The organism is Sphingorhabdus sp. Alg231-15 (assembly GCF_900149705.1).
Classification (GTDB): Bacteria; Pseudomonadota; Alphaproteobacteria; order Sphingomonadales; family Sphingomonadaceae; genus Parasphingorhabdus.
In genome coordinates, this window is record NZ_LT703001.1 from 3,301,944 (window position 1) to 3,318,371 (window position 16,428).

Consider the following 16,428-nt stretch of genomic DNA (forward strand, 5'->3'; position numbering starts at 1 on the left):
GATGGCCAAACAATTTCCACCTGTTACGAGATCGGATATCCCGCTGCTCGAGGTGGACCGTTATGAGGCCTGTCTAACCAGACAGCCGCGTGTCAACCCGATGGACCGGACGCGTTACCGAACGATCTGGATATCCGACATTCATCTCGGCACACGTGGCTGCAATGCCGATCTGCTGATCGACTTTTTGGATCACGTCGACAGCGATACGCTTTATCTGGTGGGTGATATAATCGATGGCTGGCGACTGAAAAGAAAATTCTACTGGCCGGACGGGCATAATGATATCGTCTGGCGAATATTGAAACGCGCCAAGCGGGACACCAGGATCGTCTATATTCCAGGCAATCACGACGAGATGTTCCGGCAGTTTACCGGCCTTAACTTTGGTGGCGTCGAGATCCGACGCTCTGCGATCCACGAAACAGCGGATGGCCGGCGCCTATTGGTGTTGCACGGGGATGAATTTGATGCCGTGATGCTGGCCCATCGGTGGCTCGCATTCATCGGGGACACGGCGTATACCTTGCTGATGCGGCTCAACTGGCTGGTAAACACGGTGCGGGGCCGCATGGGACTGCCTTATTGGTCGCTGTCCAAAGTCGCCAAACACAAAGTTAAAAATGCCGTAGAGTTTATCGGGCGATTTGAAGAGCTGGTCGCAAAAGCCGCAGGCAGTCGGGGAGTTGATGGTGTTGTCTGTGGTCATATCCACACCGCCGAGATGCGCGAGATCAACGGCATCGAATATTATAATGATGGCGATTGGGTGGAAGGATGTACCGCGCTGGTGGAATGCGATGACGGGACGATGGAGATTTTGCACTGGACCGATGAAATCGCAGCGCGAGAAGCGCGGCATCATCAATCGGTAGAGCTGGAGACGGTGAAGGGTGATCTGGAGCAAGTCGCATGAAAATCGCGCTGGTCACGGATGCCTGGCATCCTCAGGTCAACGGTGTGGTGCGAACCCTGGAAACGGTTACGAGCATATTACGGGGTTGGGGGCATGAGCTGCTGATCATCTCACCGGATCAATATCCTTCCCTGGCGGCACCTAGCTACCCTGAAATTCGTCTCGCATTAACACGCGCTCGGAGCGTCGGTCGGCGCATCGCGCAATTTGCTCCTGATGCTATCCATTTGGCGACCGAAGGTCCGCTATGCCTGTCTGCCCGGCGCTGGTGCCGACGCAATAAGCGTCCGTTTACAACCGCTTATCATACGCAATTCCCAGAATATCTTGCAAAGAGAACCCATCTGTCACCACGGATATTCTGGCACTATATCCGTTGGTTTCATCGAACATCGCAAGCGATAATGGTGTCAACTGACAGTGTTCGGCAGCAATTGATTAAAGAGCGTCTGCCGCAAGTGCATCATTGGGGGCGCGGTGTTGATCTTGATAATTTTTGTCCTGATAAACCGGTTCCGAAGCTGTTTGGCAGCTTAACGCGTCCTATCCAATTGTATGTGGGCCGGGTCGCAGTGGAGAAAAATATCGAAGCTTTTTTGAATACAGATCAACCTGGCAGCAAGGTCGTTGTCGGCGACGGACCAGCGCTTGATTCTCTGAGAATTAATTATCCTGAAGTTCATTTTTTGGGCCGCAAGAGTGGGCGGGCCTTAGCTGGATGTTATGCTGGCGCCGATGTTTTTGTATTCCCCAGCAAAACCGATACATTCGGGTTGGTGCTCATCGAGGCAATGGCCTGCGGTACACCGGTCGCGGCTTTTCCTGTGACCGGACCGATTGATATACTAACAGAGAGAAGCGGCGCGATGAGCGATGATTTGAACCTTGCCATTGATGCCGCATTGCGTTTGGATCCAGAAGCCTGTTTGAGACGCGCTTCCCAATTCAGCTGGCAATTAAGCGCTCGTCAGTTTGTCGACGGCTTGGTGCCAATGAAGCCACAGCAGACGGCTCATTTGTCCCGCCGGTTCATTGCCAAAGCCATTATGGCAAGGACCTAGATTGGAAAAACTGGATAATTGAACCATCACTCAAGCAAATATCTTGCCGACTCTTGAGATTTCGCCTACATGGGCCCTAACAACAGGCCGCTCCCGCAAGGGGCGGCCCTTATTTTTTGAAAGAGGAGGCCAACGTGGCCCAAGATAATCCTACACCGCTCATGCCTCATGCAACCGCAAGCTGGCTGGTTGATAATACCGGTTTGAGCTTTGAACAAATTGCCGAATTTTGTGGTATTCACATTCTAGAGGTAAATGCGATGGCTGATGATCTCGCCGGAGCAAAATATACCGGACGTGACCCAGTGCAAGCGCATGAGTTGACCAATGAGGAAATCGCGAAAGCCGAAGCAGACCCGGAATACCGGATGAAGCTGCAAAAAGGCCCCGATCAGGTGCGCCGGACCAAAGGCCCCCGTTATACGCCGGTCTCCAAGCGTCAGGACAAGCCCGACGGGATTGCCTGGTTGCTGCGTAACCATCCAGAAATTTCTGATGCACAAGTCAGCAAGCTGATCGGTACAACCCGTACCACGATCAATGCGATCCGTGATCGCGAACATTGGAATATTGCCAATATTGTTCCGAAGGATCCTGTGACGCTTGGCCTTTGCTCGCAGCGAGAACTGGATGCTGTTGTGGCTAAGGCTGCGAAGAAGGCTGGTATCGAACCGGAAGTACCCGAAGACAAGAAACTCGGTGGAGATAAGGAAGCGCTTATCGCCGAACTGCACGAAGAACGCGCGCAAGCCGAGCGTGATGCAGAAGCTGCACTTGCCGCCGAGTCTGGCGAGGAAGAGATTGCAGCCGAAGATCTTACAGCAGAGACGTTGTTCAAAGACAGCTGATCAGTGGTTCTTCACACGATTTTTGGTGTGTCGCCGAAACGTCAAAGTTAATCGAGCAATTAAATCTGGTTGCGCCGGTTCGCCGCCTATGTCTATGGTCTGGCAATGGATGCAAGAACTAAACCACCGGCTTATGATACAACGCTGGCCGACCACGGCTTTGATCCTATCGAAGCGGAAGGACTTACCTATCCGCTTGGTGACTATGAACCCAAATATGGTGAATATTTCGAGTTGATGCCTGGTATCGGCTGGACCCGTACGCCGGTACCTGGACCGCTGGGTCATATCAACAACTGGGTATTGGATGATGTGCATCCGGATGGCAGCCCCGGTTTTGCAATTGTCGATACCGGCTTATTCCTTCCGGGGGTTATAGAATCGTGGAAAAGCCTGTTCGAGACCGGGCTTAACGGCAAAACCGCTACAAAGATTGTTGTCACGCATTTTCACCCAGACCATGTCGGTTGTGCGGGTTGGCTCGCCAATCGCTTCAAGGCGCCAGTGCATATGAACCGCACAGAATGGCTTTTGGCGCGCATGCTGACTGCAGACGTTAGCGCGGATGTACCCCAGGAAGCGATTGACGAATGGCGCTTTGCGGGCTGGGATGAAGATCTGATCAGGGAAAAATGTGAGGGCGGTTGGGGCCGCTTCGCCCGTGCTGTTTCACGCCTGCCAGTCGGTCATATCCGGATGGATGAGGGCGACAGCCTGACGATTGGTGCCAACGACTGGCGCGTAATGATCGGTCGCGGCCATACACCAGAGCATGCATGCCTGATTGATGATAAAAACCAGGTAATGATCTCAGGCGACCAGATATTGCCGCGGATAACATCGAATATCTCAGTAATGCTAAGCGAGCCGACAGCTGATCCTCTTGGCGAGTGGCTCGCCAGCATCGACCGGTTTCGGGCCGAGATTGATCCTGATTTGCTTGTTCTGCCCGCACATGGTCGCCCGTTTAAGGGAGCGCATCCGAGATTGGATACTCTGGCGCTACGCCATAACGAGGCGCTGGACGACCTTGCAGGCGCGCTTGCTGAAAAACCAATGCGGGTGGTGGACAGCTTCCCGCTGTTGTTTTCTCGACCAATTGGCAGTGATGTCATCGGCATGGCCACAGGGGAAGCCATGGCGACTCTTCGCCACCTTGAATATACTGGGCGGGCTGTGCACGAGATGAAAGAAGGAACAGCATGGTATAGCGCGGTTTGATCTAGCGCAAAGACGACGTGATTCTTTTTCCATAGGCCTCTCGCTATGTGGAAATATTATCCCGAATTGCTAGAACGCCCAGTGCCGCGCTACACCAGCTATCCAACAGCCGCTGACTTCAACAATGATGTTGGCGCGGCTGAACTGGAACAGGCATTGGCGCAGGTCAAGCCGTGCGATGACATCTCGCTCTATGCCCATATTCCCTATTGCGACCAGATATGCTGGTATTGTGGTTGTAACACCGGAAGAGCAAACCGGACGCAACGTTTGAACGCTTACATGGCAGCGCTGTTCGGTGAAATCGAGCTGGTGGCCCGCAAGCTTGGTCATCACAGCCGGGTGAAGCGGATCGCCTTTGGTGGCGGCAGTCCAAATGCGATCAGTGCTGACGGTTTTGCGGCACTTATGGATCATCTGTCCGATGCGTTCAGTCTTGCTGATCCAGTTAAATCTATTGAATTGGATCCAAGGAGCTTCACGCCTGAATGGTGCGATATCATCGCGGCGATGCAAATTGGTAATGTCAGTCTGGGTGTGCAGAGCTTTGATCCCGCGGTGCAGGCCGCTATTGGGCGGGTGCAGCCGCTTGATATGGTCAGCGATATGATTGACAATCTGCGTAGTGCAGGGGTCTCATCGCTGAATTTTGATTTGATGTATGGTTTGCCTGGGCAAACGGAAGCGACATTGATGGAAACACTGGAGGCGACGTTGACGCTGAAGCCTGATCGCATCGCCCTGTTTGGATATGCCCATATCCCGACGCTGATCCCGCGCCAGCGACAGATTGATGATACTATTTTACCAGATGCTAAAGAGCGCTTTGATATGGCAGCCACCGGATATGATTTTCTGATCAAAGCCGGTTATCAAGCCATTGGTTTCGATCACTTTGCGCTGCCAACAGATCCATTGGGTCGAGCGGGTATGAGTCGTACGGTACGTCGGAATTTTCAGGGTTTTACGGATGATCAAAGTGACATCCTGATTGGTCTCGGAGCATCCGCGATCAGTGAATTTCCCGGCTATATCGTTCAGAACGAGAAGAATTCCGGTCGGTATAGAGAGTTAATTGCTCAAAACCAGCTAGCCGCCGTTGGCGGTGTTAAGCGCAGTATCAGCAATCAAGTCCATGGCGTAATAATTGAAGAGATATTGGCAAATGGAGAGGCTGATTTGACGCCGCTTGGTTCTGTATCGGGCAAGGCTGAAATATTGGCGCCATTTATTAATCGCGGATTGGTTGAGATTGTGGACCAGCGCGTTTGTCTGCATGAATCGGCGAAACCTTATGCGAGAACTATTGCCGCAACATTTGACGAATTTCGAAAAGCGAGCACGGGCACTTTCAGTCAGGCAATTTGATTATCTGCTGATGGAATGCGTTGACGATACTGGGTTCAGTTGATCGATATTGTGTTTCAGATTGTCGTTTAGTGGTTGAGAACCAACGCAATCGACCTAGGATTTTCAGTAAGGGCAGGATCAATTGGCGGAAGCCGGTTAGGATGGCTGAGATGAACAAAGGACAGCAAAAGCTGGCGCCTAAGAACAGTATTTTTCTGGTTTTGTTATCGCTACTGTTGGCGGCCTGCGCATCTTCCGGTGCATTCCCGGTGGAAACGGCTGAGCAACCCGATATCAAGCAGGCTTATCAACTACGAGCCGGGGAAACCATTCAAGTCTCCACCTTTGGCGAGGACACTCTGACCGGAGAGTTTAATATCGGTGCAAATGGTATTTTGTCTTTTCCGTTAGTGGGAAATATACAAGCGGCAGGGCTTTCTCCGGCTGATCTAGGAGTGAACATCGCAGCGGCTCTGGCTGATGGCTATGTGCTCAATCCGCAGGTCAATGTGGAAGTCAAAAACTATCGACCCGTTTACATTTTGGGTGAAGTAAACAAGCCGGGTGAATATCCTTATATTCCCGATATGACAGTCTTGGCAGCGATCGCAAAAGCAGACGGTTTCACTTACCGTGCGCAGCAGAAGATCATATTCCTCAAGCGATCGGATCAACCGCGGGAAGTGAAAATCCGGTTAGGCAGTAACACCCGCATTTATCCGGGCGATACCATTCGCATTACCGAGCGCTTTTTCTAGGAATCCGGTGAGGTGATCGGACGGAAACCGGTCGCATAGTCCTTATCTACGCGGCGATTTATATAGCCTTCTGATCCGTTCATCGATAAAATCCGGGCAGGAATTCCGCCAACCGCTGCGCCTTCCGGAACATCTTTGGTAACCACGGCATTGGCCCCGACGGCTGCGCGATCGCCAATCTGGACACGGCCAATGACTTTGCATCCGGCTGCGAGAAACACACCGTCCCCCAATATGGGCGAACCCTCGTGCGGGCCACGATTCATCTGTCCAAGCATGGAGCCATGGGTAATATTGCAATTAGCCCCGATAATCGCATCGCCATTGACCATGATATTGCCAAAGCGGTTGATAAAAAAACCGGGGCCGATCCGGGTATATTCGGGAATGGCAATCCCATATTTGTATCGATATCGCAGCAGCAACAGCTTGAAGAATGGATATAGCATATAGCGCATTACCGGCCGGCGTTTCATGCAACCACACAGCCGCATGATCACCGAATATTTGAAGCCGGGCGTAAAAAGATAGTGCCGAAGGAAGGACCGCTTGCGGCGGTTTCCAGCATAGCGATAAAGGTCAGACGATATTAGCGCCCATGTGTAGCGAAGGCTTCGGTCACGGGATATCGGGCCGCTTTCAATATCGATATTCTGGGTCAGCACGTTGCTCAAAGATTGTGCTCCTTCGTTGCATTTTATTGCATTGCAGCATTCAAATATGATCGAATACAGGTTGCCGGAAATGCGAGTCGGAGCAACTGGCTTTAGACCATATGGTATCTAATCGTGTTGAATACACACCCCGTCTCTCGGTCCGCAAACATAGCGTGACAAGGCGTTTTGAGGGTGGCACATAACACTCAGGAGAAATTCTCAGGGGAATATTTTCAACCCGTTTTAGCATGGCAGATATCACCAGATTCTATCGATACAATATAGAAGCGATGTGATGGAGATATCTAATTATTGCGGCGCAACATAGCTTTGAACCTTATAGTTTCAAATTTATCAGCTGGTTCCGCTGCATCGCTGAAATGATAGTGAAAGGGTTCTCGAATGACTGCAAATCTACGCGCTCTTCAAAACGCATCCTTTACAACCACGAAGGTCGTACCTCCCGAAAGCCATAGCCTGACGAAAAAGTCTCGGCGGATAGGGGTATACTCGGTCATGCTTTTCACCGATGCGCTGGCCGTCTTTATTGGATTTCTGATCAGCAACTTGCTGCTTCTCGATCAGCCTTTTGCTTCACCGGGATTAAAGCTTGGAATTTTGTCGATACCGATTTTCCTCGCAATTGCTCTGAACAATAAAGCCTATGGCAGGAGAGCTCTCTACCGAAGCGCGCGCGCCACCGTTCGAAGCATAACATCGCTTTTTGCTACACTGGCTTTGATCCTGTTCGTACTATTTGGTTTGTCGATTCTAAAACAGCATCATCCGTCATTCGTCGCATTTGGATTTCTGATCTCGTCGGCTCTGATCGCAGGTGGTCGCTATGCGTGCCATATGTTTGCCAAGCGGATGCTAGGCGAAAATCCTGTGAGTGAATTGGTAATCGTGGACAATGTTCCCCATGGCCCCATTGCGGATCAAGCCGTCGTATACGCCAATGAAATCGGGCTTCGTCCAGACGTGTCTGATCCCGCCATGCTGGATCGTCTGGGAAATTTGTTTCGATCCATTGATCGGGTGATTGTTGCCTGCCCCAGTGAACGGCACCTCGATTGGACGTTAGTCCTTAGAAGTACCGGTGTGACGGGAGAGGTCCATCGTCACTATCGCTCTGCACCCGTGGCCAGATCTTCTGAAACGCAGATGCATGCGTCGCGCGTGAAACCGCTGACCCGCACGCAGTTGTGGCTGAAGCGCGCGATGGATTTGATTTTGGTGTCTCTGGCGATCCTGTTTCTCGCTCCACTCATGATCCTGACGGCCATAGCAATTAAGATCGAGAGCCCGGGCCCGGTTCTGTTCAAACAAAAAAGACTGGGTCATGGCAACCGGCTTTTCCATATCTACAAGTTTCGCAGTATGCGCGATGATCTGTGTGACTTTAATGGTGACAGATCAACGGATCGTGATGATGATCGTATCACCCGCGTTGGCCGTTTCATTCGAGCCACCAGCATTGATGAGTTACCCCAGTTGTTCAATGTTTTTGCAGGGACGATGAGTCTGGTTGGACCGCGTCCGCATGCCTTGGGTTCCAAAGCAGACAGCAAATTATTCTGGGAAATTGATCGCAACTATTGGCTGCGCCATGCAACCGTCCCGGGACTTACAGGATTGGCGCAGGTGCGCGGCTTTCGAGGCGCCACAATGACCAAGGCCGATCTAGAAAATCGTTTGGCATCTGATCTGGAATATATTCAACGCTGGTCGATCGGCTTTGATCTGCTAATTCTGGCCCGAACTTTTGGGGTCATCATCCATCGCAACGGTTTTTGAAACATCCTGTTCTGCCATGATCTTGTGATAGACCGACGAGGTTTTCAACGCGATCTGATCCCAGTCAAATTTCTTTCGAAATTCGGCGGCGTCGACCCGGTATAGATAGGTGGGCTGGTTCAATGCCTCTGCTAGCGCACCCGGATCGCCGACTGGGAAATAGTCCTTTTCTGGCAGCCCGATATCGAGATTCGGTTGGATATCGCTCAGCAGCATCGGCGTAGAGCAGGAGCCGGCCTCCAATGCAGCAATGGGCAAGCCTTCATGATATGACGGCATCACAAACAGATCTGCATTTTCGTATAGCTCGCGCAGAGTGCCGCGATCTTGCAGCCCGGTGAAAATAATATCTTTATCGGCCAGCTTCAGCAGCGATTTTGAATAGTCACTGGCATGATCTGCACCGCCGACAATAACCAGTTTCCGGCCATCGTTGATTTGTGCGTGTGCCTTGATGAGATCATGTAGCCCTTTCTCAGGAACCAGCCGGGCAACCGCCAGAACGAATTTTCCGGGCTTAAGTGAGAAGCGGGCGAGGGCGTCCCCTGGTGCAGTGGGTAAGTCAGGTGCACCATTGGGAATATAGGAAATCCGACGGCTTGCACCTGGAAAGGATTTTTGCAGCCGTTTTGTGAGCGATGGTGATACAGCAATGACATGATTGGCGAACCACATGCCAAATCGTTCGCCCATTCTGAGTACAAAGCGCGGAAAGCGCCCCCATTTTGCGCGCTTATAGTCTTCGCCATGGTGCGTTACTACAACTTTGAGGCCCATGATGCGGGCGAGGGGTGTCAGCAGAGCTGGACCGATCGCATGAATGTGGATGACGTCCATGCCGTCACGGCGGGCAGCCATGATGGCGTTGAAGGTAGATGTTATCGCTTCCCGCCAAACCGAGACCGGCGACGAAACGCTGACCACCGATACACCGCGAAATTTGTAATTTGATTTTTTGACATAAGGCGCGCGAGCGAACACGGTTATTTTGAGATTTGGATCAATACCCTTCACCCGGGGCAACATCTCCTCGCAATGTGTTTCAACACCGCCCATAACGTCCGGAATACCGCGCAGGCCCGTAACTGCTACTTTCATGACAGCATCCCTTCTGCGCATAGCTGCGCCTCTTCGAGTGTATCGGCCGTTCGCATGAAGCTGAGGTCTGATGTCCAGGCCTGGATGAAATTCTGCAGCTTGCCGTAGGAGTTATCGAGTGTGACATGCGGGATGTTGAGCAGTGTCGAAAGGATGTGCCCGTGAAGCCGGTCAGTAACCACCACGCGGCCCGAGGACAAAAGACCAATGCCGCGCTTCAACCGCATCTTGGCAAGACGGTCATATTTCATAGCGCGGGCATTTTCCGGACTTTGGCCAAAATCCATCAGTTTTGACGTTGCTGCCGCTATCCGCATTTGCAGCCGGTCTTCGGTTAGCCAATCGCCGATCTCGACCGCGTATCCGGGGTGGCTGGCTTTGCCCATCACCGATCGTTCGAAATCGGTACGCATCAGATAGTAGAAATCCTGATTCGGAGCCTGCCGCTTCAGCGGCTGAATGTAAAACGCCATGTCGGGGCATAGGAAAACCTCGCACTGAAAATGACATTGGGCAAACTCGAGTGACCTTTGGTCTCTGACGAACAGTGTGAACTTGCCGTGTTTTTCAATGGCCTGCGCAGTCTCATCAACTGCTTCATAATTATCGAAATAGATAGATTGCGGCAGCTGAATGATCCGCTGGTTTGGAAAGCGGGACATAAGTTCAATGCGGAAGTCCTGATGGGATTTCCAGATCGTACCAAAGTTTCCGCCGCCGTGGAGAAAGATGGTACCCTGGCCAATGGCCTGTTCCATTTGATTGGAAACATGTGATTTCAATTTGCTGACATAAGCAGGTGACCGGCCCAGATCGGCAAAAAACTGTTTCTCACCAAGCCATATGGCGGAATCTCCAACATTGGAATGATCAGGAAAATCGAGCAATGCGAAGGGCAGATCGTCAACCAGTGGCTTGATCTGGTTCAATATCTCCTGGCGCAAGTAACGAAGAGTGTTGGTTTCCATCTTGTTCGAGAGAGTGAGTTGTTCAGGCATGGGGGGAAAGCTCCTTTAGGGGAAGGAAATCAGAGACTAAACGGCGATAGGTGGCGGAAATGACCAGCAATGCGGCGCCATAAAAGAGTGCCGCAGCGGCCATGGCGGCGATCAGCGCGCGCCAAGGCAGCGGTTGTCCACCAGAGAATATTTGCAAGGCAGCCCAGAGAAGCAGGCCCATTGCGGTCGAAGCAAAAAATGGTGCCTTGATCGCATCAAAGGTTGTCAACGAACCTATTCCGGATGCTTCTTTCAGGAAATACATCTGCAGCGGGAGCGTCAGATAGGAACGGACAACATAGGCGATGGCCACTGCCGTCAACCCATAAGGCAGGGCGAGCAGCGTTAGGATCAGGGTTAAAACCAATTGTGTGATGGCCAGTGTTCGCTGCCGATGGGTATTACCGACTGCCGAGAGCACCGGCGAAGCAAAAAAGTTCAGCGTGTAGGGGATCGCCATAAACGCGAAAACTTGTGCAAGATCACCGGCTGCTTGCCATTTCGTGCCGAATATGAGCGGTACGAGATCGGGTGCGATGACACCAAATCCGACCAATGCCGGGAATGACAAGGCCGCGCAGATACCGAGCATGGCCTTATAGGCTTGCTTCATTGCCACGGGATTGTCCTGAAGTCTGGAATAGATTTGCAGACCTACGGCGGAAAAAGGCTGGATCGCTGCATTTGCAAACATTTCCGTGGACCGCCATGCCACCCGATAGATACCAACCGCCGCCGCTCCTAGGCTGGCCCCGATCAGCAGGTCCTGTATTCGTACCAGCATCAGGAAAATGATTTGGGCAACAGTCAGGTTGCTGGAGAACGCAAAATTCTGTTTGGCTTGCGGCCAGCTGAACTGGAGTCCGGGGACCCAGCGATAGGAGGCCCAGGCAAGGATCGTACTAACCGTCTCTGCCACGCATCGCTGCACTACCAGCGACCAGATGCCCCAGCCTGACATGGCCGCTGCCACGGCCGCACTGCCGCCAATGATACCAGCCAGTATCGACCGCAGTGCAACTGTCTTATGCCCAAACTCCCGAAGACGCAGCGCAAAATGAGAAGCGCCCAGCGCATTAATCGGCAATGCAAGTGACAATATCTGTAGCGGCTGCGTCAGTCCCGGCTGGTTGAGTAAGTCCGCGAGCAATGGTGCGCAAATCCAGATCAGCGCGACATAGGCAATGGCAATGGCCATATTCGTCCAGAAGATCGTGTTGATCTGCAGGCTGTCTATCTTTTTGGATCGCGCAATCAGCTGCACCAGACCGCCGGTTGCGATGATACGCCCGACTTCGGAAAATACATAGACCATGGCGAATATGCCGATTTCTTCCTTGGTCAACAGCCGGGCCAGCATTATGAAAATGACCAGTGAAAAGACCTGGTCGCTCAGCGCCTTGGCGACGGTCCAGCCCAGTGATGTCTTGGATTTTTTGCGCAATGATTCATCGAACAGTGCCGAGGCATTGTTAGAAAAATCGGTGCTCTTTTCCGTCATGCAAATCTACTCACTGTTAAAGCTGAAATCGGAAACGGCGGCGGCCCAATATCTGGTAACCGGCACGTTGACGGTTCCGGGAGACGAAGCGTTTGAGCTTCAGTCTCTGTGGAATTTCGTAAGATTTGAAACGGCCGGTTCCGATGGCGCTGGGAACGGAGCGCTCCAGTACTGGAAATGGGAAAACCGCAAGATTGGGAATACCGTGAATCCACGACCTGTCCATCTGGTCGTCAATCGGCCGTGTTACGTCGCCGGCATGAGCCAGAAAGCGGTTCGCGCCATTTTTTGTCAACAGATAAGCCTGCGTTCCGAAGCAATAGCCGGAGATTTCGATTAGCCGCGTGGCCCGGCAGATAAAGTCCTTTTGCAATATGCGTGCGGGTGCCGGTTTTTTATAATAAAGCCTGATATAGTCCCGCCCGGCCTCTGCATGATCTTCTGCGATTAGCTGTCGGACAAAGCTCCAGTCAGCCAGTATGTCGTCTTCCAGAATAAGATATTGATCGGCATCATCGTTAATCAACTGCTTCCACAACGCATAATGGCTGGAGTAGCAACCCAGCTCACCTTTGGTGAGTGGCCGCCCCTTGGTGACGATCGCACGGTCCTCATCATAGTGAAGGTCGGGATGCAACATTTCATGCGCATCGAAGAACTTCCATGAAATTGCATCCGGGATAGCGCTGTCGATAAATATACGTCTTCGCTCTGCGGCATTGCGCATACTGACGACGAATATTTTGGTTCTCACTGAGCCACGCGCCATAACAGTTCCTTCATCCACATCGGCCGATGCCGGATATGAAAGTGGTTCGGGTTCGGTCGTTCAAATCCCCAGACCGATTGAATTTTACTGCATTGCACAACGAAGGAGCTAGGTTCTATAAATGCCTGTATTGCGCCGATGGCAAGGCTAAAAATCTATTCGTCGACGCCACGCAACACATTATCTTCCGCACTGCAAAAAACGGGATAGAATGATTGATCTGAGCTTCTCTGTTGTAATTCCGGTCCATAACAAGGCCCGTCACGTCGCTGCGAGTGTAGCGAGTGCTTTGCAACAGACTCGACCAGCTGAAGAGGTCATCATCATTGATGATGCATCAACGGACGAGAGTGCAGCCATAGTTTCCCGACTGACGGACCCTCGCGTTCGCATGTTGTTTCGGGATATCCCCGGACCAGGCGGATATGCGGCGCGCAATTTGGCAATATCGGAAGCCAACGGGAACTGGATTGCGTTTCTGGATGCGGATGACATCTGGCATCCATCACATCTGGCGGATCTTGCTGACGCCATCGCGAAGGTACCGCAAGCTGGCTGCGCGGCGACACGCTATGAGCATGTTTTTGCCGATCACCGCGCACCAGCGAAAATGACCGAAGCGCTGGCGGCGGTTGATGGGCATGCGGTCGATTTGCGGCAGATTCTGGATATCTGGGTGCATAGCGGAGAATGCCCGATCTGGACCAGCGCAGCGGCCTTTCGCCGCGATGTTCTTGTAAAAGCAGGTCCCTTTCCGGACGGCAAGGCCGTCCGCGGTGGTGACAAGGACATGTGGCTGAGAGCATTGGCCCATGCCCCATTCACTTATGTGCCCAGAGTCAGCGCCGAATTTCATCGCGATACCGATAATAAGGTCAGCAAAACAACCCAGCCCGACAGCATTCCGGTGTTGGTAGAAACAGCCCGCGCGATGATGGCGAAGGCGAACCCGGAAGAAAAGATGCTGCTGCGTAAGCTTATCAATCAGCAGATCGGACTATATGCGCGATTCTCATTCAAGAGCGGTTCGATATCGCGTCAATTCGCGCGCAATCTATGCATGCCGGAGGGGGTAGGGCTTTTTTTTTTGATCGAGGCTGCGCGGCTGATGCCGCCAGCATTGCGGCATAGAATTTACCGGACCGTCAAGGGGATATGATGGTCTGAAGCAGGGGGCAAAAATCAGGGCAAAAGGCAGGGGGCTGTTTATCGAGGAACTGGCGTGCCATGAACAAAATGTCGGAAACACCCCTGCCATTGGACAGGTTTACCGCCGAAGAAACCAATGAACTGATCGATCTGCGCGCAATTGGCCGCGCGTTTCGCAAACATCTGGTGCCGGTAGTCCTGGTTTCGATGCTTGCGATCATTGCTGTAGCTGTGGCCTATTTCATGACCAAACCTAGTTATCTGGCAACCGCGACCATGGTGGTCGAGCGTCAGGCTGAAGAGGTCATTCCGGTCGAGAGTGATAATCCTGTGCTGACAACAGATTCTCCAACGGTGGATACCGCGGTGGAAGTGTTGCAATCCCCGTTCATCGCCGGACGGGTGGTGGATGCCCTGAAGCTGACGGAGGACCCTGAGTTTAATCCTGGTCTCATAAAGGCGGGGGAAAGGACCGTGAGATCGCCAGTGCAGCAGCAGGCCGACCGCGACCGCGCGATCCGAATATTAGGCGGCTCGTTAACTGTCCAGCGGGAGGGTGTGTCTTACGCCATCGCTGTGAGATATGAATCGGAAGATCCCAAAATGGCGGCAAACATCGCCAATGCCACTGTTGACGAATATCTTTTGACCGAGGTTGAGGGCGAGGAAGGGTCGACCCAGCGCAGCGCTGATCTATTGGCGACCAGACTGGAAGAGTTGCGCGGAGAGGTGTTGGCAGCTGAGGCGCAGGTTGCGCGCTATCGTTCGGATGAGGGCCTGTTCGCAGCAACCGATGCAAGCTCCATCACACAGCAGGAACTGTCCGTCCTCAACACCCAGCTGGCTGAAGCGAGAGCCGCTGAAGCCGCCGCCCAATCTCGGCTGGCAACGGCACAGTCTCAAATGTCGCAGGGCTTTTCTGGGGAGGCGCTCGGCGCTGCGTTAGAGTCTGAAGTCGTTGGCGCCTTGCGGTCTCAGCGTGCCGTCTCCAGCGCCGAAGTGGCAAACCTGATCACCCGCTATGGACCCCGGCATCCCAGTCTGATCAAGGCGAAGAGCGAGCTTAGTGACATAGATGTACAGATTGGCGCTGAGGTCGGAAGAATTGTCGCCAGCCTGAAAACCGAAGCGCGGGCAGCGCAAGGACGTACGGCCTCCATTGCATCTTCCATTGCGGGTCTGCAAAATCGGCTCGCGGTAGATAGCGATGCCTCTGTACGGCTGTCCGAACTGGAACGGAACGCGGCTTCGGCTCGCGAATTATATCAGGGGTTTCTTGATCGCTACAAGGAATCACTAGCCCGGCAAGGAACCGAGACGAGCGGCGCGAAAGAAGTTTCTCGCGCTGCCATACCTGTGCTCCCGGTATCACCCAATCCGCTGTTATATTTGGCGTTAGGGCTGGTTGCTGCTGCGGCATCGTCGACCGCTGTTGTTGCAGGACGGGAGTTTCTGGAAAGCGGACTAAGAACCGCCGAAGCCGTAGAGAAGCGGCTCAAGATCAGCGCCTTGGGTTCCATTCCGGAGATTGGCTCGCTGCCGGAGGTCAGGAAGTCTCGCGAGCCAGCGCCTTGGCCTCCGCAATTTCTTATTGATCATCCCAAATCTGCTTTTGCAGAGGCTTTTCGGGCGCTCAAGACGACGTTGGTCATGGCCCCCGGAGCGCATCAGACAAAGATCATCTCCCTGACATCGGCGCTGCCCGGCGAAGGCAAGACAAGTTCGGCCATATGTCTAGCCAGCGCAGCCGCACGATCGGGTATCCGTACTTTGCTGATTGACTGCGATTCCCGCCGCCAAGCTTCATCGCGATCCCTGGCCAAGGCGATAAGCTGCGGCTTGACGGATGTTCTGAATGGCAAAGCATCGCTAAGCGAAGCGATCGTCCATGATTCCGACAGCGGTGTGTATTTTCTTGGCCAAAGACCCGATGAGGAAACCCCATTTGATCTTATGGGGTCGCAGGCCATGTCCGATTTGCTGTCCGAGTTACGCGGTCAATTCCAGTTTGTTGTGCTTGACACCGCGCCAGTTCTGCCGGTTGCAGAATCCAGGATGCTGGCAGCACTTGCAGATATTGTTGTCTTTCTGGTGCAGTGGAAGGAAACGCCGGCCAAGGCGGCCGAGATCGGTCTGCATCAGCTGGATGCGGTCGGCGCTAATGTTGCAGGGGTTGTACTGAGCCGGGTCGATGTTGTCGAACAGGCGCGCACAGGTTTTGGTGACGCGGGGCTCTACTTCAAACGCTACAAGGAATATTACGCTTAAGGCGGGTCGTTTTGGCAATAATCCTCTCACATACCGAC

14 protein-coding genes are annotated in these 16,428 nt (G+C 52.9%); 9 read left to right on the forward strand and 5 right to left on the reverse strand.

Going from position 1 to position 16,428, the window contains the following annotated elements; genetic code table 11:
• Position 1: 1 nt before the first annotated feature.
• From DG177_RS16040 to DG177_RS16065, 6 genes are all read left to right on the forward strand, one after another.
• On the forward strand, positions 2 to 916 hold the full coding sequence (locus DG177_RS16040; protein WP_337658949.1) for a UDP-2,3-diacylglucosamine diphosphatase: 915 nt from the start codon (positions 2 to 4) through the stop codon (positions 914 to 916).
• A complete protein-coding gene (locus DG177_RS16045) occupies positions 913 to 1,977 on the forward strand; it encodes a glycosyltransferase (RefSeq protein WP_108812410.1) in 1,065 nt (354 codons plus the stop codon). The genes DG177_RS16040 and DG177_RS16045 overlap by 4 nt, the downstream gene beginning before the upstream one ends.
• A 161-nt stretch (positions 1,978 to 2,138) precedes the next feature.
• Positions 2,139 to 2,825 carry a cell cycle transcriptional regulator TrcR gene (locus DG177_RS16050; protein ID WP_108812411.1) on the forward strand — a complete coding sequence of 229 codons (687 nt, stop codon included), beginning with the start codon at positions 2,139 to 2,141 and terminating at the stop codon, positions 2,823 to 2,825.
• Positions 2,826 to 2,930: 105 nt separating this feature from the next.
• Positions 2,931 to 4,046: an MBL fold metallo-hydrolase gene (locus DG177_RS16055; protein WP_337658950.1), complete on the forward strand. Its 1,116-nt coding sequence runs from the start codon at positions 2,931 to 2,933 to the stop codon at positions 4,044 to 4,046.
• Positions 4,047 to 4,091: 45 nt separating this feature from the next.
• The gene (hemN, locus tag DG177_RS16060; protein ID WP_108812413.1) at positions 4,092 to 5,414 is read left to right on the forward strand and encodes an oxygen-independent coproporphyrinogen III oxidase; all 1,323 of its coding nucleotides are present in this window, start codon (positions 4,092 to 4,094) and stop codon (positions 5,412 to 5,414) included.
• A gap of 143 nt (positions 5,415 to 5,557) precedes the next feature.
• Positions 5,558 to 6,154, forward strand: a complete 597-nt coding sequence (locus DG177_RS16065; RefSeq protein WP_108812414.1) for a polysaccharide biosynthesis/export family protein — start codon at positions 5,558 to 5,560, stop codon at positions 6,152 to 6,154.
• Here DG177_RS16065 and DG177_RS16070 read toward each other — a convergent pair.
• Entirely contained in the window at positions 6,151 to 6,819 is a 669-nt protein-coding gene (locus tag DG177_RS16070; RefSeq protein ID WP_108813021.1) for a hexapeptide transferase, read from the reverse strand. The genes DG177_RS16065 and DG177_RS16070 overlap by 4 nt on opposite strands.
• 393 nt (positions 6,820 to 7,212) lie before the next feature.
• On the opposite strand from DG177_RS16070, the gene DG177_RS16075 reads away from it, so the two are divergent.
• Entirely contained in the window at positions 7,213 to 8,607 is a 1,395-nt protein-coding gene (locus tag DG177_RS16075) for a sugar transferase (RefSeq protein WP_108812415.1), read from the forward strand.
• On the opposite strand, the gene DG177_RS16080 is transcribed toward DG177_RS16075, so the two are convergent.
• The 4 genes from DG177_RS16080 to DG177_RS16095 are packed head-to-tail and all read right to left on the reverse strand — an operon-like array spanning position 8,557 to position 12,973.
• A complete protein-coding gene (locus tag DG177_RS16080) occupies positions 8,557 to 9,705 on the reverse strand; it encodes a glycosyltransferase (protein ID WP_108812416.1) in 1,149 nt (382 codons plus the stop codon). The genes DG177_RS16075 and DG177_RS16080 overlap by 51 nt on opposite strands.
• Positions 9,702 to 10,703 (reverse strand): polysaccharide pyruvyl transferase family protein, encoded by a 1,002-nt coding sequence (locus DG177_RS16085; protein WP_108812417.1) that lies wholly within the window; start codon positions 10,701 to 10,703, stop codon positions 9,702 to 9,704. Before DG177_RS16085 ends, DG177_RS16080 begins: the two co-directional genes overlap by 4 nt.
• Entirely contained in the window at positions 10,696 to 12,204 is a 1,509-nt protein-coding gene (locus tag DG177_RS16090) for an oligosaccharide flippase family protein (RefSeq protein ID WP_108812418.1), read from the reverse strand. The genes DG177_RS16085 and DG177_RS16090 overlap by 8 nt, the downstream gene beginning before the upstream one ends.
• A 16-nt stretch (positions 12,205 to 12,220) precedes the next feature.
• On the reverse strand, positions 12,221 to 12,973 hold the full coding sequence (locus DG177_RS16095) for a glycosyltransferase family 25 protein (protein ID WP_108812419.1): 753 nt from the start codon (positions 12,971 to 12,973) through the stop codon (positions 12,221 to 12,223).
• Positions 12,974 to 13,184: 211 nt separating this feature from the next.
• Between DG177_RS16095 and DG177_RS16105 the strand changes: the two genes are divergently transcribed.
• Positions 13,185 to 14,132 (forward strand): glycosyltransferase, encoded by a 948-nt coding sequence (locus DG177_RS16105; protein WP_108812421.1) that lies wholly within the window; start codon positions 13,185 to 13,187, stop codon positions 14,130 to 14,132.
• Positions 14,133 to 14,200: 68 nt separating this feature from the next.
• Positions 14,201 to 16,390: an AAA family ATPase gene (locus tag DG177_RS16110; RefSeq protein ID WP_108812422.1), complete on the forward strand. Its 2,190-nt coding sequence runs from the start codon at positions 14,201 to 14,203 to the stop codon at positions 16,388 to 16,390.
• The last annotated feature ends 38 nt before the right edge of the window (positions 16,391 to 16,428 follow it).